The sequence below is a fragment of the Paenibacillus sp. ALE3 genome (genome assembly GCF_054113405.1).
The window spans coordinates 4,784,621-4,809,656 of sequence record NZ_CM134214.1 but is presented as its reverse complement, the minus strand read 5'-3'; the positions used below and the strand labels follow the sequence as shown (position 1 = coordinate 4,809,656).

The window sequence follows — 25,036 nt, the reverse complement described above, 5'->3', positions numbered from 1 at the left end:
CAACGATAAAGAATGCTGCAATTTACAAGTAGCATTTGAGAAATATGTGTTATTTAAAGCTATAAGAACCTCCTTAATTACGCATGTTGAAGTTTCGCGTACATAAGGAGGTTCTTTGCTTTAACTATAAGTTGTGGTTGTAATCTTTTTTAGTAAATAGCAGATATGCCTTTACGAATCAGACAGTGAGTAGAAGCGTCTTGTATTATCATAAAATAATTGACGGACAGCAGCTTCATCTTGATGGGTCAGCTTGCTATATGCGCGAATGACCTCGGTAGTCATCCGTGGATGCGTCTGCTGTCCGGTAAAAGGACCCTCGAACGGCCATGGACCGTCTGTCTCTGCCATGACCTGATCAGACGGATACTGTCTTGCCAAACTGCGGATTTCTTCTTCGTACAGGAGATCCGGTGTGAAGGAGACATAATAGCCGTTCCGGGCCATACGTTTGGTCGTGGCGGCAGAGCCCTTAAACCAGTGAAAATGCGCTTGTGTGACGTCATGACGTTCCAAAAGGTCGCAGGCAATGTCTGCATCTTCATAAACAGCGTGCAACACAATGGGTTTGCTATGTTTGCTTGCAAACTGGATAAAACGCTCCAGCAGTGCTATGTAAGGAGCGAGCTCAAAGGGCTCTCCACTGCGTGAAGCTTCCAGCCGATTGTAATAGGGCAAGCCGACTTCACCCACCGCGACCATCTGCTGTACATGTTCGTCCATCCAGTCAAATAACAGGTCAAGCTCGGTATGTGATGGCAGAGCCTGTTCTGGATGAAAGCCGAAGGCGGGACGTACTAGCCTGGGCCAACGCTCAGCCAGGCGCAAGTTGGCTTGACTGGAGGCGAGATGCATGGACACAGCTATGATGGCTTCTACATGGTTGTCGGCAAGCGAAGCGAGCAATAGCTCCTGTTGTTCAGGCGGGTAGCTGTCTACATGAATGTGCGCGTCGATTAAGGGAACAGTTGCTGCCGCGTTCGATCTCAATGCAGAGTGCATGTTCCAATCATTCATAATGGTTTACCCTGTCGTCAGAGGTGTTTTTGCGGATGCTTTCAGCGGCGTCCATGTCACCGTCCAGTTTGTGCTTTTCCTCGCGCATCCAGCCAGTCATGGTCCGTTTCCATTCCATAAAGCGTGGATCAAGGGTGATTTCTTCCCTACGCGGGCGGGGAAAAGGAACATCTACGACATGCATCACTGAAGCAGGTCGCGCCGACAGCACATAAATGCGGTCGGAGAGCAGCAGCGCTTCTTCAATGCTGTGGGTAATGAACAGCACAGAGCGGCGGTTCTTCTCCCACATCCGCAATAACCATTGCTGCATGTCTGCACGTGTCAGTGCATCGAGTGCGCTGAACGGCTCATCCAGCAACATTAATTCCTGTGGGCTGAGCAGGGCGCGAAGAAAGGCCGCGCGTTGCTGCATGCCACCAGATAGCGTATGCGGATAGGCCTTCGCGAACTTGCCCAGTCCAACCTGTTCGAGCCATTGCAAGGCTTCTTTACGACGTTCACGTTCGCTGCCGTATCGGGAGCCCGCTGCTGCATCCTTTCGTGGTGCATTTTCCTGCCCGAGCAGTATGTTGTCCAGCGTGGTGCGCCACGGGAAAAGGGCAGGCTGCTGCGGCATATAGCTGATATGCCCGCGTTCACCAGTCATGTCCCGTCCATGCATACGGATACGTCCCTGCTGCGGCTTGAGCAGCCCTCCGATAATGTGAAACAGTGTGCTTTTGCCACTGCCTGACGGACCGATGAGGGAAACAAATTCGCCCGACTTAACGGTAAGGGATACATCCTGCAGTACAGGCAGTGAGCTTCGCTTTTCCCGGAAGGTGAGGCTGATCCCGTCCAATTCCAAGGCAGGAGGGGCAGGCGTCATTACCTGCAGTTCTCCGGCTTGTTGCTGTTCATCAGCGACGGGTGGTGATGTCAAGTCAGTCGGATGCAGACTCATATATGCCACGTCCTTTCATTGATGCTTTAATGCAATATGTGGATGTTATTCTTGATCAGGTTTCCAGCGAACCAACCATTTCTCCAGTAGTAAAATAACGACAAACATCAGCAAGCTGAGTGCAACAATAATACCGATAGCGGCAAAAATGAGATCCGTACGATAGGCAGACTTTTGCAGCATCATATAATATCCAATTCCTTCACTGGCCCCAATCCATTCGGCAATGATCGCGCCCATCACACTATAGGTAGCAGCGATTTTAACGCCAGAGAAGACTTGTGGCAGGGAGTGTGGTAGCTCTAGCTTTAGAAAAATAGCCCTGCGGCTTGCACCTGACATTCGCATGTAATTCATCATCATACGGTCTGTCCGTGTCAGCCCGTCCATGGCCGCTACAGCCACGGGAAAAAAGCATACTAATGTAATGACCATAAGCTTGGGCAGCACGCCAAAACCGAACCATACCATGAGCAACGGACCGAGGGCGATAATCGGAATGTTTTGGCTAAGGATCAAGAGCGGGTATAGAGCAGATTTGAGAAAAGGAATCGTATGAAGAACGATGGCGATCAGCAGTCCCGTTGCTGTCCCTATAGCAAATCCCGCAAGCGTCAGGCGAACCGTAGCCCATGTATGGGTGCCAAGCAACGCCGATTGCGCCATGCCCTCTTGTACGATTAGGGATGGAGCTGGCAGGAGCCAGGATTCAATATGTAAATAGTTAACCGCTCCCTGCCAAGCCGCTAAAAAGAAGAGGACCGCCACAAGGGGCGGCCATACGCTTTTCCACCAGGATGCGTTCTTGCCTTTCGGATTCATGGGCGATACTTCTCGGTCAGCTTGTTCATGCTGATGCCCTGTGGGTTATGTGCGATTTTGATCTGTGAAATGACGCTGGGACTTCCAGCTTCCGTCAAAGCCTCATGCATGTCTTTGACGACTTTCAGCAATTCGTCCAATTCGCCCTCCATTGTGGTATCCAATGGATTCACCTGATGCTTGACGCCGGAACGCTGGATGACCTCAATCGCCTTGTCTACATATGGATAAGAGTCTTCGTTATTAGGAGTTTTAGGGATGACTTGAATACTGAGCAATGTGTTAGCCATGCGAATTTCACCTGTCCTTTTTAGTTTAAGTTATTAGGAAAATAAATTGGTTTAAGGCGGGGAGACCGCTTCACGGTTCATTTGATCTTACGATCGCTGTTGCCGCGGGATTCTTTGAATTAAATTTTAAAGGTAAGAATCCCCCTGAGCATATGCTTCCGAAGCTAGCTTTCCTAAAGAAAGCTTTCAGGCGAACGCTTCGCTTCTCAAGATTCAAATGAATCGCTACGCTGCCAACCGCCTTATAAGCACCTTATTTTTAAAGCAGGGTTGTATGGCATTTTTACACACAAGCGCACCTGCTTTTGCGCTTAGATACTATGAGACTAAAGAATAAACCAAGTGGAGCGAGAACGAAGCGGACGGAATGGTGCTGTACAAGCGAAGCGGTCGCTTTTGTCCCCGGATTTCTACCCTGCTGATGCTTTAATCCGGAAATCCGGGGGCGGTGGCGATGGAAAGCATCATCCGTCCGCGTAGTGGAACAAAGGCTACTTCAAGCTCTATTTACAAGATCAACGCTTGGGCAAGAAGTCGTTTGTGAAGGCCTTATCGACTTCCAAAGGTTTGCTGAGCAGCTTGCGTTCATACATCCAGTCCGAGTAGTTTTTCCATACCTCCGCTTTTTGTACGCCCCATTGCGGGGCATCGTCCTGATAACGCGGGCTTAGCCATTTTTGACTAGCGAGTACCAGTTTTTTGTCCAGCTCCGGCACAGCTTTACTTAAGATATCTGCCGCTTCTTCTGGATGGGCGATAGTGTATTCATAGCCTTGCGCGGTAGCGTCCATGAACGCTTTGACTAGGTCAGGATCATTTTTTATCGTCTGTTCATTGCTCACAATTACAGGTGTATAGTAATCGAGGTTTTTGGAATAATCTTTTACATATAGCATATCCAATGGCTCACCTCGAAGCTTGGCCTCAATCCCGGTCCATGCGTAGAAAATCCAGGCAAAGTCAATATCCCGCTTCACGGCTGTAAAATAGTCTGCATTGCCCATATTGACGATCTTCACTTTGCTCACATCACCTTGGTCTGAATCCATGATGGATTTCATGACCGCTTCTTCTACAGGTGAACCCCAGCCGCCGTAGCTTTTACCCTCGAAGTCTTTCGGGCTTTTAATTCCGCGGTCTACCGGGGCTGCGAAGCCAGAGGTGTTATGCTGAATCACCGCAGCGATGGATACGAGCGGTACGCCTTGGATGCGAGCCTGAGTGACGCCTTCTTGATAGCTGATACCAAAAGGTGCAGCATTCGAAGCAACCATTTGGTCGGCTCCGCCTGAGCCTGGTTGAACAATTTGGACATTCAAGCCTGCTTTTTCGTAAAATCCTTTGTCCTTGGCGACATAGAGTCCTGTGTGATTCGTATTGGGTGTCCAGTCGAGCACGACTTTAACATCTTTGAGCCCCTTTGCCGAGGTAGACGTTGAAGTGTCGGCAGCAGGAGCCTCCTTTTGAGATGTAGGGGGATTGCCGCCGCAAGCGGTCAGAGTCAGAGCCATGAGCCAAAGACTGATTAGACCCAGGCTTAACATTTTCATGCGCTTCATCGTTGTGTTCTCTCCTTTTTAATTACCCGTTGTCCGTCCAATCAGACAGCTTATGTTCCCCATTTTCACAAAAATAACATCTGCCGGAATGCAATCTTTCCAACAACTTCATCTTCAACAAAAAAAGCGTCCCGGGATTCCGGGACGCTTGCGCTTGTATATACCAAAGTAAGGGATGTCCTGTTTTAATAAAAGGCACATCTTGCTTAAGCATTCCTACGCTGGCATTACCCAGATCAGGTTGTAAGGGTCAGTGTCTTGGGACACAATCTCAGCCGGCCGATTCCAGCACCCCTGGCATTGTATGGTTTAATGGGTTCGTTTATTCGGGTTTACTACGACGATTATATGCCTTGAAGGCGGGTCTGTCCAGCCTTAAGGAAGCGCTCACGGTTCATTTGCCGAACGACAGGGTACACTTTTACTGTGAGCTTTGATCTGAAAATGAACATGAATCATTCAGATCTGTTCTGGTCATGTTATTTTCAGAACAGCTACACTGTATGTTTAGGAGAGCTGGTGCCAAGTGGCATAGCCCTATAGAATTCTAATTCGTAAAAAGGAGTTGTTGTACTGTGGGTAAAACGGAGACATTGGATCGCAGTCAGCTGGAACAAGCTATTGTGAAGGCTTTGGATAACAACAAATTTTGCTCGTTAGGTACGGTAGAGGGCGGAAAACCGAAAGTACGCTATATGGCCCTTTTTAACGTTGGAATGAACATTCATCTGGCGACGGATCGCAAAACACATAAAGTGGAAGAGCTAAAGGAGAATCCGAATGCTTATCTGCTGCTGGGTTATGAAGTGGGTGGCACGAAGGAAGTCTTGGAAGTGGAGGCTACCGTCCAGGTTACAGCTGATGAGGGGTTGCGCAAGCAAGTGTGGAATGATTCTCTGAAAAAGTGGTTTTCCGGACCTGATGATCCCGATTATGTCATTTTAGACGTCAATCCGACTCGTATTGAGTACGTCGGTCAACAAACAGAGCGCCAGGTGTGGACGAAATAGAAACAATATAAACGGACAAGCCAGTAAATTTCCAACCTTTTCAGGAGATTTACTGGCTTTTTTATGCGAAAAATAATTATTTTTTCATAAATATTTTAAGCAAATGACTACTCTTTTGTCTGGCGTTGGATTAAAATAGGAATGGTGGGTTCAAAGCTTACATATATGTGCAAAAGTATGTATATGAGGCATACACCTTAATAAGGAGGGGTATATTTTGTTATTTCGTAAAAATTGGTTTAAAGGGTTTACAGCAGCAGTTGTAGCTTGTAGCCTACTGGTGTTTTCAGCCGCTCCATCTTGGGCAGCTAGCGACTCTCGCGATAGCGCTACGGTGAATTTGCGGATCATGGAAACGACGGATATTCATGGGGCACTGATGAATTATGACTACTATTCGGACAAAGAAACCAACGAATATGGCTTGGTTAGTACAGCAGGCTTGATCCAACAGGCTCGTAGTGAAACAAGAAACAGCATGCTGTTCGATAACGGTGATTTGCTGCAGGGCAATCCTTTAGGCGATTATATGGCTAAAAACAGAGTCTTCGAGAAAGAAGGCGGTGTCCATCCGGTTTACAAGATGATGAACTTGATGGGCTATGATGCGGCTACTGTGGGCAACCACGAATTTAACTTTGGCCTCGACTTTTTGGATAAATCGCTCAAGGGTGCTGATTTTCCTTACGTAAATGCGAACGTCTATGTTGATAATGAGGGTCAAGCTACTAAAAATTATTTTACCCCTTATCAGATTCTTGACAAAACAGTAACGGATGAGAAGGGCGAAGAGCATACACTCAGAGTGGGTGTCATCGGTCTAGTAACACCTCAAATTATGCAGTGGGATGAAGCTAATTTGAAGGATAAGGTCGTTACAAAGGATATCGTGGAAACAGCCAAAAAGTTTGTTCCACAAATGAAAACAGAAGGTGCTGACATTATTGTCGTGCTTGCACATACAGGCTATGAGGATGTGCCGCAAACGCCAATGATGGAGAATGCCGTTAAGTATTTGAGCCAGGTGGACGGAATTAACGCGATTCTGTTTGGGCATGCTCATAAATCTTTCCCTGGCCCTGATTTTAAAGATATGAAGGGCGTAGATTTGGATAAAGGAACTATTAATGGTGTACCAGCTGTAGAAGCTTCTTCGTGGGGCAAGGATCTGGGCATTATTGATCTGAGCCTGGAAAAGAAAAACCGTGAGTGGAATGTAATCAATTCTCAGTCTCAAGTGCGGCCAATTGTGAGCACCACAAACCATGCTTTGCAGTTTACTCCTGACACTAAACTGAAAGACGCGATTAAAGAAGAGCATCAAGGAACGCTGGATTATGTTCGTCAACCTGTCGGTACAACGACTGCACCGATTACCAGCTATTTTGCATTAGTGCAGGATGATCCGTCCATTCAAATTGTGACAAATGCACAGAAATGGTATGTTCAAAACCATCTTAAAGGAACAGAATACGAAAATCTCCCAGTATTATCGGCAGGCGCTCCATTCAAAGCCGGTGGTCGCAACGGTGCCGAGTATTATACCAACATTCCTGAAGGTACAATAGCGATTAAAAACGTGTCCGATCTGTACGTGTACCCGAACACGGTTCATGCCGTAGAAGTTACTGGTGCTGAAATTCAGGAGTGGCTGGAATGGTCTGCGGGTCAGTTCAACCGCATTGATCCTAGCAAAACAGAGGAACAATCGCTGATCAACAAGGATTTTCCAACCTACAATTTTGATGTGATTGACGGTGTGAATTACCAGATTGATGTAACTCAGCCTGCACGATATGATGCCAAGGGAACTATTATTGATTCTTCAGCCCATCGCATCAAGGATCTGCAATACAATGGGAAGGCTATTGATCCTGCACAGAAATTTATCGTTGCGACCAATAACTATCGTGCTTCCTCCTCCAAACTGGCCAACCCAGATGGCAAACGTATTGTGATGGCAGCACCAGATGAAAGTCGCCAAGTCGTTGTTGATTATATCCGTACGAACGGAACGATTAACCCGTCAGCGGACGGCAACTGGTCTATTGCTCCTTTTGGTCAGGCCAAGGTTACCTTTGAGTCCTCTCCTGATGCCAAAGATGTGCTGGCCGGAAATCAACAAATTTCATACTTGAGCAGCGCGGCAGACGGGTTTGCCAAATACAGCTTGAAAGCTGGCGCTAAGCCTAGTGCAGCAACGACGTCTGTGAAGGAAGCTGCGGCACCTGCGAAAGCAACCGCGAAGCCAGCTGTTAAAACGACTAAACCTGCAGCTGCAAAACCAGCTAAAACAACGAAACCAAAGGCGTCCAAGTAACTTGGAATTTTAGTTTCCACTCCATATCAGAATGAAGCAGTAAGTCTCTTTAAACAAGAGACTTGCTGCTTTTTTTGATATCAAATACAACAGTACCTGCGTTTATCATGAGTGCAAAAAAGGTTTTGTTTTTGTCGAATATGTACTTAAGTCCTAAGTTGTTGTTGAGAATAAGCTTATTTTTTGTAAAAACACGTAATTATATAGTGCTTTTGTTCTAATTATTTGTGATATAATGGTGAAAAAACCGGGAAATTGTTCCGAGGAGGACCATTATGACTTGCAGCAATTGCAGCATCATATTACCTATTAAGGATCAAGGATTGCTGAAAATTAGGCATTCTAGGGTGTCGCTTACTCCAGCATTAGAGGGCTTGGGCATGCTATCGGAACAAATGAAACAAGAACATTGGTGTGAGGGTAACATCGTGTTTCGCTATGACAGCCGTACACAGTTGGAACAGCTGGTTAACGGACTGGCTCGTCTGCCGCAGGAGTGCTTGAGCCGAATGCAAGTTGTGGTGACTGGCTTGCAACATGTTGAGGGATTTGAGGAATGGCTTTTATTTGGTCAATTGCAAGCTCGACTGCAACATCCGGATCTGGTGAGTATTATTAATAATCAAAACTTTACCAGCCATATGCAGCCTATTGTTGACTACAAGCTGAATATCATCGGCTTTGAGTTTTTGCTGCGTCCATCACAGCCAGATAAGTCTTTTCAGCCTTTCCGACTGTTTGAAGTCGCCCGTGAAGCTGGATTGCATGCTCATTTGGATCGCTCGGCTCGTATTTCCGCTATTGAAAAAAGTGCGACCTGCCTTCCGGCGGGGATTAAACGATTTATTAACTTTCTCCCTTCAACCATTTATAATCCGGCTTATTGCTTGAATCATACCTTTGAGACGATTAAACGGTTATCTATGAATACGGAGGATTTTGTGTTTGAGGTCGTAGAGACGGAAGAAATAGACGACCTGAATTTTTTGCATCAAATCTTTGAACAGTATCGTACACGGGGAGTTTCAGTGGCACTGGATGATGTAGGAGCAGGCTATTCTACGACAGAGCTTATGAATTGCCTCCAGCCCGATTATGTTAAAATTGACCGCAGTATAATTGATGGCTGTCATCATAACAGTGATCAGAAACGGCAAATTACTGGGATAGTGGAATCCGCTTTTCGTTTTGGAGGTCAGGTGTTGGCTGAAGGTGTAGAACAAAAGGAGGATTTTGAATTTTGTTGCGATGCAGGTGTGTCACTGGCCCAGGGTTATTTGTTTGGTAAGCCGGAGCCTACACCGCCTTCCAACTTTATACTGAGCAGAGTAGTATAATCTGAAATAGCGTATTCTATAAGAAAATCGACATAAATAACCCGATGATCTATGGTCACCGGGTTATTTAGTATTTTAGAACAATCACATCTTAATTATATTCTTTGCACTATTGAGGCGGTTCATGTATCCATCTAGTGTTATTGCGATTATAACGTGATAACGTATAAACCCAGCGGAGTGGTCGCGCTACCTGCAACCATGAAGCTAAGAGAATAGCTTGACTGGCCAGGAGGGACGGGGATGTCAGTCAGTCGGCATACCTTGGTATTATCTTGTAGCAAGGGGATACCATATACATGACCATCCACGCGTACAGACCCGGCGAACGCGCCTCCACGTGGATTGGCATAGATTCGTACGGTACGTACCTCACTACTGTGATTAACGATAGGAATGGTTGCGTTATATATCGTTCCGAATTGTCCGCGATTATCAAGCGCAGGCCCCAGCTCGCTGCGTTCCCCTGTAAACAGCAGATCTGCAGGAGTTTCGCCGTTCAGCTTCTTAGTGGCACATGCTCGGTAGTTGGCGCTTTGCCCTACTACATACTCCGGCATGCGCGCATTTGTTTCAGAAAAGGACCATACTCCCCGTGGGTGCGCCTGCGGCGGGGGTACAGGAGGGAGTGCATCCTTGTGAATCTCGCGCAGATCCGTCTGCGTATCTTTGCTGACTACGGTGCGAATCACATAGTCCAGCGTACCGTGGCCTTCGGCATATTCTACCGTGAGGTCATAGATGAATCCAGCCAGCGATCCTTCGGGTAGCTCAAATTCCTCCAGCAAGGCGGTGCCTCTGCCGAATTTGTGACGGTCTACTGGCTTCAGACGTTTCATCGTACCCGCCAAACAGCTTTTGGCAATAGACTGCCCAACATCAATAATCCAGTTGCCGTCCTCGGGTACAATCTCAAGGGCACGTTCAATATGACGTACTTGCAGGCGAGCCGTGCTTTTATTCTCTATGGTGATGCCCAGTTTAACAGGGCTGCCTATTTTGTTATAATGCCAGCCGAAAATCCGGTGCTTGACTGTCCGGGTTGTGGTGCGAACCACATCATGCCACAAAGTGGCTTGCTCGGTAGGTACCGTTACATGGGTAAGCGTCTCCGGGTTATCGCTAAGCATCAGACGGCGTGTTCCCCCCTCAGTGGCTGACTCCACATCCACATGGATGTTGGGTGGGATTACAGCTGATTCCACAATCAGATCCTTTGGCTCCTTGGGTCGAAGGTTCATATACATTCCTCCCTAAATTCAAGAATGGCACCGCTTTTGGTTCAAGTATATGGGCAGTTCATAAATATAGGTAACGCCAAGTCCATTTATACAACCTGTTTTTCAAAAATTAAATTAAAAATATATCGTAGGCTATAGCAGCTCTGCTTATGCGCCCGAGCAAGCTTACAAGTCCCTTATTTCTCTGCACCAACGATTCGCATACAGGTATTGCGTGTATGTTAAGAGCATAAGCTATTGGATGTACAGAGAAGATACAGGAGGGAAACATGCCTAAAAAAATATGGTGGAAGGAAGCTGTTGTTTATCAGATATACCCGATCAGTTTTCAGGATTCTGACGGAGACGGAAAAGGGGACCTGCGCGGCATTTTGTCTCGGCTTGATTATCTGTCTGAGCTAGGGATTGATGTGATCTGGATTTGCCCGATATATAAGTCGCCCAATCACGATAATGGATATGACATTAGCGATTATTATGCCATTATGGATGAGTTTGGAACGATGGAGGATTTTGATGAACTCCTTCATCAGGCGCATGAACGAGGCATCAAAATTATGATGGATTTGGTATTAAACCATACGTCGGATGAGCATCCGTGGTTCACGGAGTCACGCTCATCCAAGGATAATCCGAAGCGGGACTACTACATATGGCGAACAGGCAAAAATGGCGGATATCCGAACAACTGGGAATCGTATTTCTCCGGTTCTGTGTGGAAATATGACAAGCTTACAGACGAATATTACATGCATCTGTATTCCGAGCATCAGCCGGATCTGAACTGGGAAAATGAAGAGATGGTGGGTGAAATCTATCGTATGGTCGAATGGTGGTTAAAAAAGGGAGTCGATGGCTTCCGCTTTGACGCCATTGCCCATATTGTCAAAGCAGAAGGGCTGCCGGATGCGCATAATCCCGACAAACAAACCTTGGTGCGTGCCTATCAACTCTTTTCCAATCTGGAACAGGTTCATGTACTTCTACGGATGCTAAATGAAAAAGTACTGGAGCGTTATCCCTTAATGACGGTTGGCGAAACGTCCGGTTTAGGACCGGAACAGGCACTGGATTATGTGGGAGATCAGCGGCATGAACTGAATATGGTGTTCCAGTTTGAGCACATGTTTATTGATGCACAAGGGTTAGGAACGGAAAAATGGAAGTACAAGTCGTGGACGCTGGTGGAACTGAAAAAAATAATGAGTAGTTGGCAGACGGTGCTTCATCAGGAAGGATGGAATGCCAATTATCTCAACAATCACGATCAACCACGGGCTCTCTCACGTTTTGCGAATGATGGACAATATCGTGTGGAATCCGCCAAAATGCTGGCAACCTTCACACATATGCTTGAGGGTACACCTTATATTTATCAGGGTGAGGAAATTGGGATGACGAATATTGCCTTCCCGTCGATTGATGATTATCGGGATGTGGAAACGTTAAACTACTATGAGCAGCAACGGAAGCTCGGTGAGCCAGAGGAGCAGATTATGGCCGCGATCTGGCGAAAAAGTCGGGATAATGCGCGTACTCCCATGCAGTGGAATGCCGGACCTGCAGCCGGATTTACCGATGGAGAGCCGTGGATGAAAATTAATGATAACTACACGCACATTAATGCAGAAGCAGAAAGAAATGACCCGAACTCAATTTTCCACTATTATCGTAAGTTGATTGCTCTGCGCAAACAACATGAGGTCATAGTCTATGGCGAATACAAGCTGTTGTTGCCACTTGATACAGAGCTATATGTATTTTCACGCATGTTGGGACAAGAGTGTTTGCTAGTCATTTTGAATTTCTTTGACCGTGATCCCGTGTTCCACTGGCCCGACGGTGAGGAGTTTCCTGCCGCCAAGGCGGAGCTGCTTCTCTCCAACTACGAACCGGTAAAAGGAGAAAATTTACACGCCTTGAAGTTGCGGCCTTATGAAGCTAGAGTGTATAAGCTAACCTTGAAATAGGCGTTGTTATCCTGTGGATGGTAAATGGAAGGGGAGGCCCATAGGGGACTTCCCTTCCTTAGCGTTGGACTAAATAGTTACTGTTTCAGCCAATTCACGTATTTTGGCGATAATCCGCTCTTCTTGATTTTCCCCCTCATTGGGGATAGATTCAGTCGCGTAGGCAGCCAGTTCAGCATGGTGATGAATCATGACGGATATCCATGACCTTCCTTATTCGTAAACTAATCAGCCCGATTCACACAGTCTGCTAGGGCAGATGTGGATCGGGCTGATGACGGTATTGAGTCATTAAGTTAGATGCTATTTTTAATGATAGTGCTTAACTTTAAGGTCATCCAGGCTTTTGAACTCATATCCTTGCTTGCGAGCCTCGTCAATGATCGAGCCAAGTGCCTCGGCATTATCCTTGGATACAGAATGGAGCAAAATGACCGCTCCAGGGTGGAGCTGCTGCATAACTTGGCGATAGGCATAGTCTGTTCCTCGCTGAATATTCGTGTCCCAGTCCTTGTAGGCCACCGACCAGAACACACTCGTGTATCCGGCTTCTCCACAGGATGCCAATGCTTTTTCATTAAAAATGCCGCGCGGTGGCCGGACATATTTCATTTCCTTTTGCCCAGTCAGCTCTGCAGACGCAGTTCGTACCCGATCCAGCTCAGACCGAATCTCTGCCGAAGAAATGGTGCTCATATCAGGATGGCTCCATGAATGGTTTCCAATAATATGGCCTTCGCTGGCCATGCGGCGCATCAAATCCGGTTGGTCTTTTACAAAATGCCCGGTTACAAAGAAGGCGGCCGGAACCTTTTTGGCTTTCAATACATCCAGCACCTTGGGAGTATATCCATTTTCGTATCCGTTGTCGAAAGTAAGAAACAATTCTTTCTTAGTCGTATCCCCCAAAAAGATGCCGCCTTGTCTTTCAATCAGGTGCATAAAGCCTTCTTGTGCGATGGAAGGCAGCTCGCCTCCCTTACTTTTTTTAAATCCAAAATGATACGGCTGTCCGTCCACAGCTTGGGTAGCTGATGCTGATTCTCCCATAACTGTGGACATCCCCATCAATGCAATGCATAGCCACAAGGTAAAAATTTGCTTCATCTATGTTCCTCCGCTTCCGCCCTGATTCGGGTAAGATGTGTATACTTCGGCATATTCCATACCATCTGCAATATCATGTTCATTTATGCAAAGAAAGAAATGCTTGCACCAAACTTAAAACACATATTGACATCAATATAAAATCGAAGTAGTATACTCTATAAAACTTACTAAAATACTCGGATTTAAATTTGATTCGATGTTCGTGCCATAGGAAAGAAATCAACTCAGAGAGATTTTACATACTTGATGGAGCGGGAGGAGTTAGGAGCTATGATTGAACTTAGGAATGTATCCAAAACCTATGTAAGAAAAGGCTTAAGCATTCAAGCGTTAAAAAATATAAATATCACAGTGGATAAAGGAGATATCTTTGGTTTTATCGGATTCAGTGGTGCGGGAAAAAGTACGCTTATCCGTTTGGTCAATCGTCTGGAGAAAGTAACGACCGGTGAGGTTCTTGTCGAAGGGGAGAGCTTAAATGCCTACTCGACCTCGGGGCTGCGAAAAGTAAGGAAGAAGATCGGCATGATTTTTCAGCATTTTAATCTGCTGGAATCGAAAACAGTATTCGAAAACATTGCCATTCCGTTGGTGCTGCTCAAGCGCAACAAGCGGGAAATTGAGAGGCGTGTAACAGAGTTGCTGGCATTCACAGGATTATCGGATAAGGCAAATAGTTATCCCAGCGAGCTTTCCGGCGGACAAAAGCAGCGTGTCGGGATTGCCCGGGCGCTTGCGAGCAACCCGTCCATTTTGCTCTGTGATGAGGCAACCTCGGCACTCGATCCGCAGACCACGCAGTCTATTCTTGATTTGCTTCGCAAAATTAACAAGGAATACAAGATCACCATATTGATCATCACCCATGAGATGTCGGTCATTCAGCGGATTTGCAACAAGGTAGCTGTAATGGAGAAGGGGGAAATCATTGAGCAGGGCGATGTACTGGAGGTATTCGGGCAGCCGAAGCATCCAACGACGCAAAGCTTTGTACGCACAGTTATTCACGATGAAGTACCGGATAGTGTGCTGCAAACGTTCGAGCAACAAGAGTCGCAACGCATATACAAGCTGGAATTTATTGGACAGGCAGCTTCCGACCCAGTGGTTCATGAATTGATTCGAAAGCATGATATCCATGTGAACATTTTGTTTGCCAACATGACGGAGATACAAGAAACGACGATTGGCTATATGACACTTCAACTGCGCGGTGAGCAGCAGGCCGTTCAGCAGGCTGTTGATTTTATCAAGAGCAAAGGAGTCCATATTCAGGAGGTGGAGAGTCTATGATGATTACAGGAACCACGATAACTTGGGATCAACTGTGGGAAGCTTTGTATGAATCCGTGCTCATGGTCAGCATATCATTATTTATTGGCGCTCTGATTGGGGTCCCTATCGGTATTTTACTTGTTGTCACCCGTTCAGGCGGAATTTTGGAGAACAAATGGCTGTACGGTATTTTAAATCCGATCATTAACATTGTCCGTTCCTTACCGTTTATTATTTTGCTGATAGCGATCATTCCGTTAACTCGTCTGATTGTGCATACATCTATTGGGACCAGTGCGGCCATTGTCCCCTTGATTATATATATAGCACCCTATATCGGCAGGCTGGTGGAAAATTCGCTGTTGGAGGTCAACCCGGGGATATTGGAGGCAGCAGATGCGATGGGAGCGACTCCGTTTCAGGTCATTCGATACTTTTTGCTACCCGAGGCATTCAGTTCTTTGATTTTATCGTTAACGACAGCCGCCATTGGACTGATTGGTGCAACGGCTATGGCTGGTGCGGTCGGTGGCGGTGGGATTGGCGACCTGGCGATAGCGTATGGCTATCAACGTTTTGATACGCTGGTAATGCTGATTACTGTTATCATTCTAGTCGTGTTTGTACAAGGTGTTCAGTCCTTGGGCAATCTGCTCTCCCGCAAAGCACGCAGGGGTTAATGAACAAAACGGATATAAAAATATATAGTTGGTATGTCAGGTTTTAGCGTTATTACTGATCAAGAAACGCCCTATGTAACTGGATAGGGCGTTTTTGCTGTTTCTTATATCCAAACTATTATCACATTGCTATTTTTATAGAGCGCCAATTACTGGATGAGGAACATACAGTTCTTCCAGCGACGCAATTTCCTCTGGTGTTAACGTAATTGATAGAGCAGCTACCGCATCTTCGAGATGAGATGTCTTTGTAGCACCGATAATGGGAGCAGTCACCGGTGCTTTCTGCAGCAACCAGGCAAGAGCAATTTGAACGCGGGGAACTCCACGTTTTTCTGCGATTGTCGCAACCTGCTCCACAATCAATCGATCGGAATCTGCAGTCGCATCGTATTTAGATTTTGCCACTTGATCGGTTTCAGACCGATGTGTTGTTTCCTGCGTATCCCGCGTCAATCTACCTCCTGCAAGCGGGCTGTATGGAATTACACCGATCTTTTCCTCCTTACAAAGCGGCAGCATTTCTCTCTCTTCTTCACGGTATAAGAGGTTTAAATGATTTTGCATTGATACAAACCGTGTCCATCCATTATTCTCAGCGACATGCAATGCCTTGAGAAACTGCCATGCGTACATGGCAGAAGCACCAATATATCTTGCCTTTCCGGCCTTCACAACATCATGTAATGCTTCCATCGTCTCTTCAATGGGGGTATTGTAATCCCAGCGATGGATTTGGTATAGATCCACATAATCTGTCCCCAGTCGCTTAAGGCTCTTATCAATTTCGCTCATGATAGCCTTTCGGGAAAGTCCCGCACCATTGGGGCCTTGATGCATACGGAAATGAACCTTTGTTGCTAGGACAATTTCATCTCGATTCGCATAATCCTTTAAAGCCCGTCCGACAATTTCCTCGCTAGTTCCATCTGAATATACATTTGCAGTATCAAAAAAATTAATGCCTAGCTCCAGAGCTTTTTTTATAACTGGACGACTGCGCTCTTCATCTAGTATCCATGGATGAATCCATCGTTCAGCGACCCCGAAGCCCATACAGCCAAGACAAAGCCGGGATACATCCAAGCCGGTATTTCCAAGCTTAACATAGTCCATTTGATTATACCTCGCTTCCTAGATATGGTTTTCTTCAAATCTAGTCTACTCCACCTGCTTACATCGGATATTATGCCATATGGAGTTAACTCCAAGCCAAGCATTTTTGCTGCGGAATGATTCGTATAGGTCTAATTGTTCAGAATTGGTTCAGTAGGGTTTCGTATACTCCTCTTAGCATAGTTCCTTGGTTGCATAAATCGTAGAACTAAATATGACTAAAGCCTTTGATATAACAGGATATATGCCAATAAATAGTGTCTAGGAGTGAAAATGTTGAAACTTGTAAATCGAAATAAATGGATTGCATCTGCAATGGTACTGGGGATTGCTTCAGGCTCCATCGTATCTCTGCCTTGGATGGGCGGTGCCCAGACTGCTTATGCAGCGACAGCAGATACGCAAAGTGAAACTGGATTTGTAACACAAGCTCGCACTTTGGGTTTGATGACAGGTGGTAATCAGGGCGATTTTATGGCACAAAAGAATTTGACCCGCGCAGAAGCGGCTAAAATTTTGTGCAGTCTGTTCCAGTTGGAAGTTAACAATCAGCCGCAAACTTCTTTTATGGATGTGTCCTCGGATGCATGGGGTGCTCCCTATATTGAGGCTGTACGTGCAGCTGGGTATATGACAGGCAACGGAGAACTGTTCCGTCCGGGAGATGCCATTACCAAGGAAGAACTGATCGTATCGCTAGTACGCGCAATGGACTTGCTGGATGCAGGTACTATGGACGCACAGCAAAATGCAGTTCAGGTAGCTCGCAATTATGGTTTGTTATCAGAGGATGCTTCTGCAACGGATTTGAAAAATCCATTGAACCGGGAGAGTAGTGCGGAAGTATTCGTTAGCCTGTTGGATCATCCAGTAGGAGAAGTGAAATCAGAGGGCAATACTGTTCGAATCGGAAATATCCCCTACCAGCTGGAAGGATCTTTGCAAGGCTTGTTCGGTGAAAATAACAAAGCGGTATTAAAAGGGGCAAAAATCGATCTTAACCGTAATTTGCGTACACTCACAGGTGTAAAACAGCTGGAAATTAACGCAGACGGTGGCGTATTTGACGGTAAGGGTATGTCTTTTGATGGACGCCTAATCGTCAATGGTTCGGTAACCTTGAAAAACATGTCCTCCACAGGCGTATTGGAAATCAAAGGTTCAGGAAATCAGTCTGTATCGGCCATTTTGGAAAATACGACATGGTCTGGTGTGGAGTTGGGCTCTAAGGATGCCAAGCTGACAGCAACCGGAACGACAAAGATTGACAACTTGACGCTGAAAAATGATGCATCGATCATGACCGAAGGAAATGCTGCGATTAGCCGTGTTTCATTACAACAGGGACTCGGCAAGCTGTTGGTTAACGGTAGTATTGGTTTGCTGGATGCATCTCAATATGTGGGCGTTCCCTTAATTACGTTGGCTAAGGGAGCAGCAATCAGCCAGCTTAACCTGCCGGAACAAAAACAGCCGCGGGATGTTATCATTAACTATGATGCGGTGAAAGAAGCTATTGGTCTCGTGAATGGTACAAAGAACTCATCCTCTGCTGGATCGGTTATCACGGATACAGACAGCAAAGATAAGAAAAAACACGACAGTGACATTATCAGCGTAGACCGCAGTCAGTTGGAGACAGAAATCAATGCAGCCAAAGAACTGCTGGAGCGTGCAGATGAGGGTGGAACAGATCAGGCGCTTTACCCAGCCGCAGCGAAGGAAAGCCTGTCTATAGCAATCAATCAAGCTATGCTGGTACTGAACAATACGGCAGCCACGCAGGCAGAAGTAGATCAAGCGCTCAGCACATTGAAACAGGATGTTTCTGTATACACGGCCTCAGTCACAGAACCGGTGATTGGAACACAGGAATTAACTAGACTGATTCAGTTAGCTTCGACTATCCTTGAACAAAACCGGATGGTTGGTGACGAATTTCCGCCTCTTTGGGATGACTCACTAAGTCAAGCTATTCGATTTGGCAACAATGTGTTGGAAGGGAATGCGCCTCAGAATATTGTGGATCGGGAAGTAGAAAGCTTGGGTCGAGTAATAAAGGTATACAAAGCATCAGTAAAACTCAGAGATGTCTATCTGCATTTTCTCGATGTAACGGATCGTGTGGAGAATTTGAAAACTGACAAAGCGCGTTACAAGTCCATTGTGAGGGAAGGATCAAAAGTATATCTGAATCCATTATCTACAACTGAGCAGTTGGACGAATGGAAACAAAAAATAGAAGGTGCCACAGAATCATTCTTGGCACTGCAAGCAGCGGACTTCTCAGTGCTTAAAAATACTTTACAAGAAGCGCAGGTTATCTACGATCAGAGTGGTTCTCAAAATGCTGAACTAGACAACCTGATTCAGGAATATACAGAGAAGATGCACACTGCTATGACCCAGCAGGACGTATTGAACTTGAACATGGAGCTGAGTCAAAGGCTTACGGAATTTACTGCGCCAGTGCCTGCTACAACTCGGGAAAAACTGCAGCAGCTGGTTCAAGATATTCAACTCAAACTGCTGTCTGACCCTGTAGCTCGTAATTACTTGAATACGGAAATGCAGCTTTTAGATCAACAAACAGTACAAGCCCACTTTGCACTTATTATGCCGTTTACTCCTGAGGAGCAATTGGTGATCTCTTATAATCAATTAAGTCAGGCTAAAGGGACCTATATTGAAAAATATAATGAGAAAAGGCTACAGTTGAGAGACAAAGTCATTGAAATGCAGACTTCGATCAATGGAATTTTGCTGCAAAATTCAGGCACATTAAGCGCTGAGGCTCAGCAAGCCTTGTCTTCTGCTTCAGAGCATGCCTCTACTTTCTTAGGCTTGTCCAGCTTTGAATTACAAGACGTTGTTCCTGTATATGAGGAGCTGCAACAGGTACAGAATCAGTATACTGCACCTATAGCGGTGGATACTATGTTGTTGAACCTCAATATCAATTTGGCTAATAATGAAGTTCAGACGTTCGGACGTCATTATACTGATCAAGATAACGAAGAACTTCAGGGGCAAATTAATCTGGCAAACCTTGTGCTTAATAATCCGAATAGCACACAACTGCAGGTAGACCAGGCTAACACGGATTTGATTACAGCGTTTGCGAACTACCAATCCAAATGGATCGTAACTGATCTTGATATCAATGAGCTCAAGAACATTGCGAACAATCTGCTTACAGTAAATGGTACAGATCCTACGACGGTCTACTTTCACAGAGTAGTGGATGCATTCAATCGTCTGGACCAGTATTTGCCTATGCCAGAACTTAAGAAAAATTACATGAATCTGGAAGATGCGATTCAGGAGTATAAAGATTTTATAGACAGCCAGCAACAAAGCAGTGGAACAGGAAGCGGCGACAGCAGTGGTGGAGCAACATCGCCAAGTGATAGCGACGGAACAGGAACTGGCGACAGCAGTGGTGGAACAACACCGCCAAGCGATAGCAACGGAACAGGAAGCGGCGACAGCAGTGGTGGAGCAACATCGCCAAGCGATAATAGCGGAACAGGAAGCGGCGACATTAGCGGTGGAGCAACACCGCCGAGCGATAACAGTGGAACAGGAAGCAGCGACAGCAGTGGTGAAGCAACGCCACCGAGCGATAGCAGCGGAGATGATTCAGGCTCGATTCCTGGCGGTAGTATTGATGACGTTATAATTCCTTAATAAGGGGAATATAGGAAGTGCAAGGATGTATAGAAGGGGACGATTCCGCACAGATTTTATCTGCGGCGGACGTCCTTTTTTGTATGGACAACGCTTCTAATGTAGCTGAATAGAATAACCGATACAAAAAGATAGACGTTATTGAAAAGAGCGGGGGATTTATGAAAAAACAGGGTGTTTTATTTTTTATTATACTTCTGCTTGCGGTTGCGTTGCCGGTATATCCGTTAGTGTCGGGTGTATTATCCGGAAACAGTCATTGGAAAGCTCACAACGGTGTTATTGATTTGCGTAATTGGGACCCCGACAAGGAAGGTGCTGTACAGTTGGGGGGAGAGTGGGAGTTTTATCCTAATCAGCTTTTGCAGCCTTCATCTTTTCAGGAAACGCGATATCAGGATTGGGGAAATCATCAATATTCCTCGAAATTGGGATTAGGCACTGGAGCTTCTGCCAAAATTGTAGACGTGCCTGGTAAATGGAATCAGTGGATGCCTGGGGGTCAGGCGACTGGATATGGAACCTACCATGTTCGTGTACTGTTGCCTGAAAAAGTGGAAAATCTGTACGGCATCCATATGCAAAATATTCGCAACTCCAGCCGAGTATGGATTAACGGAGCAGAGGTGGGGGCAAGTGGTATTCCCTCTGTTTCGGCCGACAAGGGCAAGCAGGGCAACGCCCCCTTTGTTGGGTTTGCTGCAGTAGATGGACATTCGGCTGATATTACCGTGCATGTGGCTAATTATAGCTATTCCTCTGGGGGGATCATTTATCCACTGCTGTTTGGGGATTATGCCAGTATTACGCATAGCCGTGAAGTAGCGATGGCAGAGGACACCGTACTAGTTGCAGGATTTTTTATCCCTACCGTATTTTTTATCATGCTGTACTTTTTACGTAGAAAAGAGAAGGCCCTGCTTTACTTAGCATGCTTTTGCATCGCGGCACTATTTTACATTCTGACACATGGAGAGAAGCTGCTAGTCTGGGGGATGCCAGATTTGCCTTATGAATGGATATTGAAAATTCAATCGTTCTCTTCGACGCTGTTCTACTATTTTCTGATTCGGTATGTTCATCTGACGACACAGATTGTTATGAATCGAATCGTGCTGCTTCTATATAATATTGTAACCGCACTGATGCTGGGTATGGGGCTATTGTTGCCTACACTGGTCCTTTCATCCTTTGAGACTTTTATTCTTCTTTTTGGTGTAGTCAGTGTGGGGTATGTATTACTGATTCTGATTCGTGGACTTCTTCAACGGACGGATGACGCTGCGCTGCTAGTCATTAGTATTATGAGCATTCTTATGATTGTGGTGACTAGTTTTGTGTATGTTCTGGGCTGGGGAGATGTACGTGGGGTGACAGCCTATGAAATGCTCATATTCGTATTGGCCCAAACACTATTGCTGGCCAAACGTTTTGTACATTCGTTCATGGAGGTTGAGAACCTATCACGACGGTTGCTGACACTGGATGGGTTAAAGGACGAATTTCTGGCGAACACGTCACATGAGCTGCGTACTCCTCTACATGGCATTATTAATATCGCTCAGTCCATGCTAGACCGCTACGGGACGCAATTCAATGAGCCGCAAAAGCATAACTTGGTCTTGATTGCGAAGGTAGGGCGTAGACTCTCCTATTTGATTAACGATATTTTGGACTTTTCTAATCTGAAAAATGGAAGATTAGCCTTAAACCGCCGACCTGTAAACGTACAGGCTGCTGTGAGTTCTGTACTGGAGGTATTGGGTCATACAGTAGGTAAGAAAAAGCTCCAATTCGTCAAAGAATGGCCCGATTCGTTGCCCAAAGTAGATGCAGATGGGGATCGGCTGAATCAGATCTTATACAATTTATTGGGGAATGCGATGAAATTTACAGAGGAAGGTGAAATCGTAATCTCTGCCAAGGTGAGAAACCGTGAAATGGAAATCAGTGTGAAGGATACCGGACCAGGTATTGCCCCAGACTATCTCTCGCACATATTTGAACCTTTTAATCGAGGAGTGAATGCTGAGGACAAAGGATATAGTGGGACTGGGCTTGGGTTAGGCATCACCCGTCGTCTGGTGGAGCTGCATGGAGGTCGTATCCGAGTAGAATCCAGATTGGGTAAGGGTTCGACTTTTTCTTTTACCCTGCCCTTAGCGGAAACTGGGATGCCAGCACATGAAGCTCAAAAAGAGGTTTTGTCTGAGGTCATATTGCAGCCTGGTGTGACCTCAAGTCAGGATGTGCATTCGCTTGAAGAGCATGCTGTGGAGCAAGTAGGGAATGTTCCCTACAGAGTGCTGGCTGTAGATGATGATGAGGTGAACCTTCGGGTATTGCAGGAGCTGTTATACACCACAGGCTGTAGCGTGGTGGCTGTGGATCGAGCCGAGGAGGCGCTTCAGCTGCTGAATGGTCGTGCCCGATTTGATCTAGTTATCACGGACTGGATGATGCCAGAAATGTCCGGTATTGAGTTGTGCCGACGAATTCGCGAAGGGTATTCTCTCTCCGAGCTACCCGTATTACTGCTGACGGCACGCGACCTGCCCGGCGATATCCATGCAGGCTTTATGGCTGGAGCAAATGACTTTCTGCGTAAGCCTGTTGATGCGGAGGAATTAAAGGCGCGTGTACGGACCCTGTTGAACATGCGTCATTCGGCAGAGGAAGCGGTGCGTTCGGAAATGGCCTTTTTACAGGCACAAATCAAGCCGCACTTTCTGTACAATGCATTAAATGTTATTGTTTCGACCGTAGCAGTAGACCCGGATAAAGCAGCAGAGCTGCTTATGGAGCTGAGCCAGTATTTGCGCGGAAGCTTTGATTTTCAGAACAGGGAGAATACAGTTCCGCTATGCAAGGAGCTGGAATTGGTAGAATCGTATGTGGCATTGGAAAAAGCCCGTTTTGAAGAACGGTTGCAGGTGACTATAGAGGTAGGGAGGAACATCCGGTCGCTGATCCCGCCATTAAGCATTCAGCCCATCGTGGAAAATGCGATACGACACGGTGTGATGCAACGGGCCACAGGTGGAACAGTGCGGGTGATTGTACAAGAAGATGGAGCCGATTTTGTGGTCAGCGTGACCGATGACGGCGTAGGGATTCCACCAGAGCGACTGCAACAGCTACTGTCGGAGGAGCATGTATCGTCCAGTGTGGGTCTACGTAATATCCATCGCCGTCTGATCCATATGTATGGAGAAGGATTGCGGATTGAAAGCAATCCTATGCAAGGGACGACGGTAAGCTTCCGTGTGCCGGAAACGATCTTATCTCCCCCTACTGAATGAATAAAAAATTACAGTGCATCTGCCGGAAAAAGCTAATGTCGCGCCTGAGTTTATACGATATATAAAATATAAGAAATTAAAAATCGGATGATAAAGCAGATAGCCTGGTCATAGAGCATTGTGATGGATGGTTGCAGCAAGAAGGGGGCGCGGACACAGATGAAGGCGATATTGATTGATGATGAGAGGTCGGCATTAACCTACCTGGAACGGTTGCTGGAGGCGGACGGACGATTAACGGTCATGGGCAAATATACGTCTGCACAAGCTGGGTTGGATCATCTGGCGGTAGAACGCGTGGATATTGTTTTTATAGATATCGGAATGCCGGAGATGAACGGACTGGAGGCCGCCGAGTGGATTCAACAGCTGGACTCACATATTCATATCGTCTTTGTGACTGCGTATTCGGAATACGCTATTGAAGCATTCGAACTGCAAGCACTGGATTACTTGTTAAAACCTGTTCATGCCCGGCGGCTTAATAAAACGTTAGATCGGATTGTAGCCAGGCTGGCAGATTCCCGTCCTTCCAGCTCGGTCGCCGCAGCAGAGCAATTACCCAAAGTGCGTTGTTTTCAAAAGCTTGAAATTTCGGAGGATGGACAAGGAGCCGTGGGAGCAAGGCCATTCAAATGGCGTACATTAAAGTCGCAGGAGCTATTCTCCTTTTTACTACATCATGAAGGGGAATGGGTTAGCAAGGAGCAATTGCTGGATGCGATGTGGCCCGAATACCATTTGGACAAGGCTGTTGTTCATCTCCACACGTCCATTTACCAAATCCGCAAAGCGTTGAAAGAACGGATGCAAGATACGAAGCTGGAATACAATCTGGATCGCTATCGTTTGAACCGTAATGGCTGGGTTACAGATGTGGAGCTATTCGAGCGGGGAATTTCCGAATGGGCGGCATCTGGCAACGGCGGTACACCGCGCATCGAGAACCTGTTGGCTCTGTACCGTGGCAATTATCTGGAGGAGCACGATTACCCATGGGCGTATGCAAAAAGAGAAAAACTACGCAATATGTATCTGGCATGTGCTTCAGAACTGGCTAGAGAAGAGCTACGTTCAGGTCGCGCCCGGCAGTCTGTCCAGCGCTTGCTCAGCCTACAGCAGAGGGAGCCTTACTCAGATGATATCTGTGGTCTGCTGCTGACAGCCTATGCCCAGTTGGGCGAGTATACAGCTGCTCAAAAGCATTATGAAAGCTTCGTCAGCTTATTGGAAGATGAGTTGGGTATTGAGCCACATCAGGTTACACACCAGTTGTACGTGCAATTGAAAACACAGACGCTACCTGCGTAGACTGCTGTACTCGCTCAGGTCATATGAATAGGCCAACCAG

The 25,036-nt window shown here is 46.3% G+C and carries 19 protein-coding genes and 1 riboswitch; of the genes, 10 read left to right on the top strand and 9 right to left on the bottom strand.

The window, feature by feature from the left end:
* Positions 1-171: 171 nt before the first annotated feature.
* The 4 genes from ACXHJ2_RS21565 to ACXHJ2_RS21550 are packed head-to-tail and all read right to left on the bottom strand — an operon-like array spanning position 172 to position 3,075.
* Entirely contained in the window at positions 172-1,017 is an 846-nt protein-coding gene (locus ACXHJ2_RS21565) for a TatD family hydrolase (RefSeq protein WP_058831375.1), read from the bottom strand.
* Entirely contained in the window at positions 1,010-1,963 is a 954-nt protein-coding gene (locus ACXHJ2_RS21560; RefSeq protein WP_165083825.1) for an ABC transporter ATP-binding protein, read from the bottom strand. The genes ACXHJ2_RS21565 and ACXHJ2_RS21560 overlap by 8 nt, the downstream gene beginning before the upstream one ends.
* A 45-nt stretch (positions 1,964-2,008) precedes the next feature.
* Positions 2,009-2,785: an ABC transporter permease gene (locus ACXHJ2_RS21555; protein WP_165083827.1), complete on the bottom strand. Its 777-nt coding sequence runs from the start codon at positions 2,783-2,785 to the stop codon at positions 2,009-2,011.
* Positions 2,782-3,075, bottom strand: coding sequence for an MTH1187 family thiamine-binding protein (locus ACXHJ2_RS21550; RefSeq protein ID WP_013369080.1), 294 nt, complete (start codon positions 3,073-3,075; stop codon positions 2,782-2,784). The genes ACXHJ2_RS21555 and ACXHJ2_RS21550 overlap by 4 nt, the downstream gene beginning before the upstream one ends.
* A gap of 342 nt (positions 3,076-3,417) precedes the next feature.
* On the opposite strand from ACXHJ2_RS21550, the gene ACXHJ2_RS21545 reads away from it, so the two are divergent.
* Complete coding sequence (locus tag ACXHJ2_RS21545; RefSeq protein WP_165083776.1) at positions 3,418-3,555, top strand: hypothetical protein; 138 nt, start codon at positions 3,418-3,420, stop codon at positions 3,553-3,555.
* 35 nt (positions 3,556-3,590) lie between these two features.
* On the opposite strand, the gene ACXHJ2_RS21540 is transcribed toward ACXHJ2_RS21545, so the two are convergent.
* Positions 3,591-4,634 carry an ABC transporter substrate-binding protein gene (locus ACXHJ2_RS21540; RefSeq protein ID WP_165083829.1) on the bottom strand — a complete coding sequence of 348 codons (1,044 nt, stop codon included), beginning with the start codon at positions 4,632-4,634 and terminating at the stop codon, positions 3,591-3,593.
* A gap of 196 nt (positions 4,635-4,830) precedes the next feature.
* Positions 4,831-4,940: riboswitch (TPP riboswitch) on the bottom strand.
* A 269-nt stretch (positions 4,941-5,209) separates the two neighbouring features.
* Here ACXHJ2_RS21540 and ACXHJ2_RS21535 point away from each other — a divergent pair.
* From ACXHJ2_RS21535 to ACXHJ2_RS21525, 3 genes are all read left to right on the top strand, one after another.
* Positions 5,210-5,644 (top strand): pyridoxamine 5'-phosphate oxidase family protein, encoded by a 435-nt coding sequence (locus tag ACXHJ2_RS21535; RefSeq protein WP_165083831.1) that lies wholly within the window; start codon positions 5,210-5,212, stop codon positions 5,642-5,644.
* 217 nt (positions 5,645-5,861) lie between these two features.
* Positions 5,862-7,964: a bifunctional 2',3'-cyclic-nucleotide 2'-phosphodiesterase/3'-nucleotidase gene (locus ACXHJ2_RS21530; protein WP_165083833.1), complete on the top strand. Its 2,103-nt coding sequence runs from the start codon at positions 5,862-5,864 to the stop codon at positions 7,962-7,964.
* 275 nt (positions 7,965-8,239) lie between these two features.
* Positions 8,240-9,301, top strand: a complete 1,062-nt coding sequence (locus ACXHJ2_RS21525) for an EAL domain-containing protein (protein WP_165083835.1) — start codon at positions 8,240-8,242, stop codon at positions 9,299-9,301.
* Between the two features lie 149 nt (positions 9,302-9,450).
* Here the strand turns inward: ACXHJ2_RS21525 and ACXHJ2_RS21520 are convergent, their stop codons facing one another.
* Positions 9,451-10,542, bottom strand: coding sequence for a hypothetical protein (locus ACXHJ2_RS21520; RefSeq protein WP_165083837.1), 1,092 nt, complete (start codon positions 10,540-10,542; stop codon positions 9,451-9,453).
* 269 nt (positions 10,543-10,811) lie between these two features.
* On the opposite strand from ACXHJ2_RS21520, the gene ACXHJ2_RS21515 reads away from it, so the two are divergent.
* Positions 10,812-12,512: a glycoside hydrolase family 13 protein gene (locus tag ACXHJ2_RS21515; protein WP_165083839.1), complete on the top strand. Its 1,701-nt coding sequence runs from the start codon at positions 10,812-10,814 to the stop codon at positions 12,510-12,512.
* A gap of 69 nt (positions 12,513-12,581) precedes the next feature.
* On the opposite strand, the gene ACXHJ2_RS21510 is transcribed toward ACXHJ2_RS21515, so the two are convergent.
* Complete coding sequence (locus ACXHJ2_RS21510) at positions 12,582-12,704, bottom strand: hypothetical protein (RefSeq protein ID WP_255305282.1); 123 nt, start codon at positions 12,702-12,704, stop codon at positions 12,582-12,584.
* Between the two features lie 117 nt (positions 12,705-12,821).
* On the bottom strand, positions 12,822-13,619 hold the full coding sequence (gene pdaA / locus ACXHJ2_RS21505; protein WP_025678685.1) for a delta-lactam-biosynthetic de-N-acetylase: 798 nt from the start codon (positions 13,617-13,619) through the stop codon (positions 12,822-12,824).
* 273 nt (positions 13,620-13,892) lie between these two features.
* Here pdaA and ACXHJ2_RS21500 point away from each other — a divergent pair, with 273 nt between their 5' ends.
* Positions 13,893-14,915: a methionine ABC transporter ATP-binding protein gene (locus tag ACXHJ2_RS21500; RefSeq protein WP_013369091.1), complete on the top strand. Its 1,023-nt coding sequence runs from the start codon at positions 13,893-13,895 to the stop codon at positions 14,913-14,915.
* Positions 14,912-15,577, top strand: coding sequence for a methionine ABC transporter permease (locus ACXHJ2_RS21495; protein WP_025678688.1), 666 nt, complete (start codon positions 14,912-14,914; stop codon positions 15,575-15,577). Before ACXHJ2_RS21500 ends, ACXHJ2_RS21495 begins: the two co-directional genes overlap by 4 nt.
* Before the next feature lie 135 nt (positions 15,578-15,712).
* Here ACXHJ2_RS21495 and ACXHJ2_RS21490 read toward each other — a convergent pair whose 3' ends face one another.
* Positions 15,713-16,693 carry an aldo/keto reductase gene (locus tag ACXHJ2_RS21490; protein WP_025678690.1) on the bottom strand — a complete coding sequence of 327 codons (981 nt, stop codon included), beginning with the start codon at positions 16,691-16,693 and terminating at the stop codon, positions 15,713-15,715.
* A 273-nt stretch (positions 16,694-16,966) separates the two neighbouring features.
* Between ACXHJ2_RS21490 and ACXHJ2_RS21485 the strand changes: the two genes are divergently transcribed.
* The 3 genes from ACXHJ2_RS21485 to ACXHJ2_RS21475 all read left to right on the top strand — a co-directional run bounded on the left by ACXHJ2_RS21485 (position 16,967) and on the right by ACXHJ2_RS21475 (position 24,996).
* Positions 16,967-20,383: an S-layer homology domain-containing protein gene (locus tag ACXHJ2_RS21485; RefSeq protein WP_165083841.1), complete on the top strand. Its 3,417-nt coding sequence runs from the start codon at positions 16,967-16,969 to the stop codon at positions 20,381-20,383.
* 161 nt (positions 20,384-20,544) lie between these two features.
* Positions 20,545-23,685: a hybrid sensor histidine kinase/response regulator gene (locus ACXHJ2_RS21480; protein WP_165083843.1), complete on the top strand. Its 3,141-nt coding sequence runs from the start codon at positions 20,545-20,547 to the stop codon at positions 23,683-23,685.
* Between the two features lie 159 nt (positions 23,686-23,844).
* Positions 23,845-24,996, top strand: coding sequence for a response regulator (locus ACXHJ2_RS21475; protein ID WP_165083845.1), 1,152 nt, complete (start codon positions 23,845-23,847; stop codon positions 24,994-24,996).
* Positions 24,997-25,036: the final 40 nt, after the last annotated feature.

Bases quoted from the DNA above. Each gene is read 5' to 3' on its own strand.
- ACXHJ2_RS21540 (WP_165083829.1), bottom strand. From the start codon at position 4,634: ATGAAGCGCATGAAAATGTTAAGCCTGGGTCTAATCAGTCTTTGGCTC.
- ACXHJ2_RS21520 (WP_165083837.1), bottom strand. From the start codon at position 10,542: ATGAACCTTCGACCCAAGGAGCCAAAGGATCTGATTGTGGAATCAGCT.
- ACXHJ2_RS21560 (WP_165083825.1), bottom strand. From the start codon at position 1,963: ATGAGTCTGCATCCGACTGACTTGACATCACCACCCGTCGCTGATGAA.
- ACXHJ2_RS21565 (WP_058831375.1), bottom strand. From the start codon at position 1,017: ATGAATGATTGGAACATGCACTCTGCATTGAGATCGAACGCGGCAGCA.
- pdaA (WP_025678685.1), bottom strand. From the start codon at position 13,619: ATGAAGCAAATTTTTACCTTGTGGCTATGCATTGCATTGATGGGGATG.
- ACXHJ2_RS21510 (WP_255305282.1), bottom strand. From the start codon at position 12,704: ATGATTCATCACCATGCTGAACTGGCTGCCTACGCGACTGAATCTATC.
- ACXHJ2_RS21525 (WP_165083835.1), top strand. From the start codon at position 8,240: ATGACTTGCAGCAATTGCAGCATCATATTACCTATTAAGGATCAAGGA.
- ACXHJ2_RS21500 (WP_013369091.1), top strand. From the start codon at position 13,893: ATGATTGAACTTAGGAATGTATCCAAAACCTATGTAAGAAAAGGCTTA.
- ACXHJ2_RS21485 (WP_165083841.1), top strand. From the start codon at position 16,967: ATGTTGAAACTTGTAAATCGAAATAAATGGATTGCATCTGCAATGGTA.
- ACXHJ2_RS21480 (WP_165083843.1), top strand. From the start codon at position 20,545: ATGAAAAAACAGGGTGTTTTATTTTTTATTATACTTCTGCTTGCGGTT.
- ACXHJ2_RS21495 (WP_025678688.1), top strand. From the start codon at position 14,912: ATGATGATTACAGGAACCACGATAACTTGGGATCAACTGTGGGAAGCT.
- ACXHJ2_RS21490 (WP_025678690.1), bottom strand. From the start codon at position 16,693: ATGGACTATGTTAAGCTTGGAAATACCGGCTTGGATGTATCCCGGCTT.
- ACXHJ2_RS21515 (WP_165083839.1), top strand. From the start codon at position 10,812: ATGCCTAAAAAAATATGGTGGAAGGAAGCTGTTGTTTATCAGATATAC.
- ACXHJ2_RS21475 (WP_165083845.1), top strand. From the start codon at position 23,845: ATGAAGGCGATATTGATTGATGATGAGAGGTCGGCATTAACCTACCTG.
- ACXHJ2_RS21555 (WP_165083827.1), bottom strand. From the start codon at position 2,785: ATGAATCCGAAAGGCAAGAACGCATCCTGGTGGAAAAGCGTATGGCCG.
- ACXHJ2_RS21550 (WP_013369080.1), bottom strand. From the start codon at position 3,075: ATGGCTAACACATTGCTCAGTATTCAAGTCATCCCTAAAACTCCTAAT.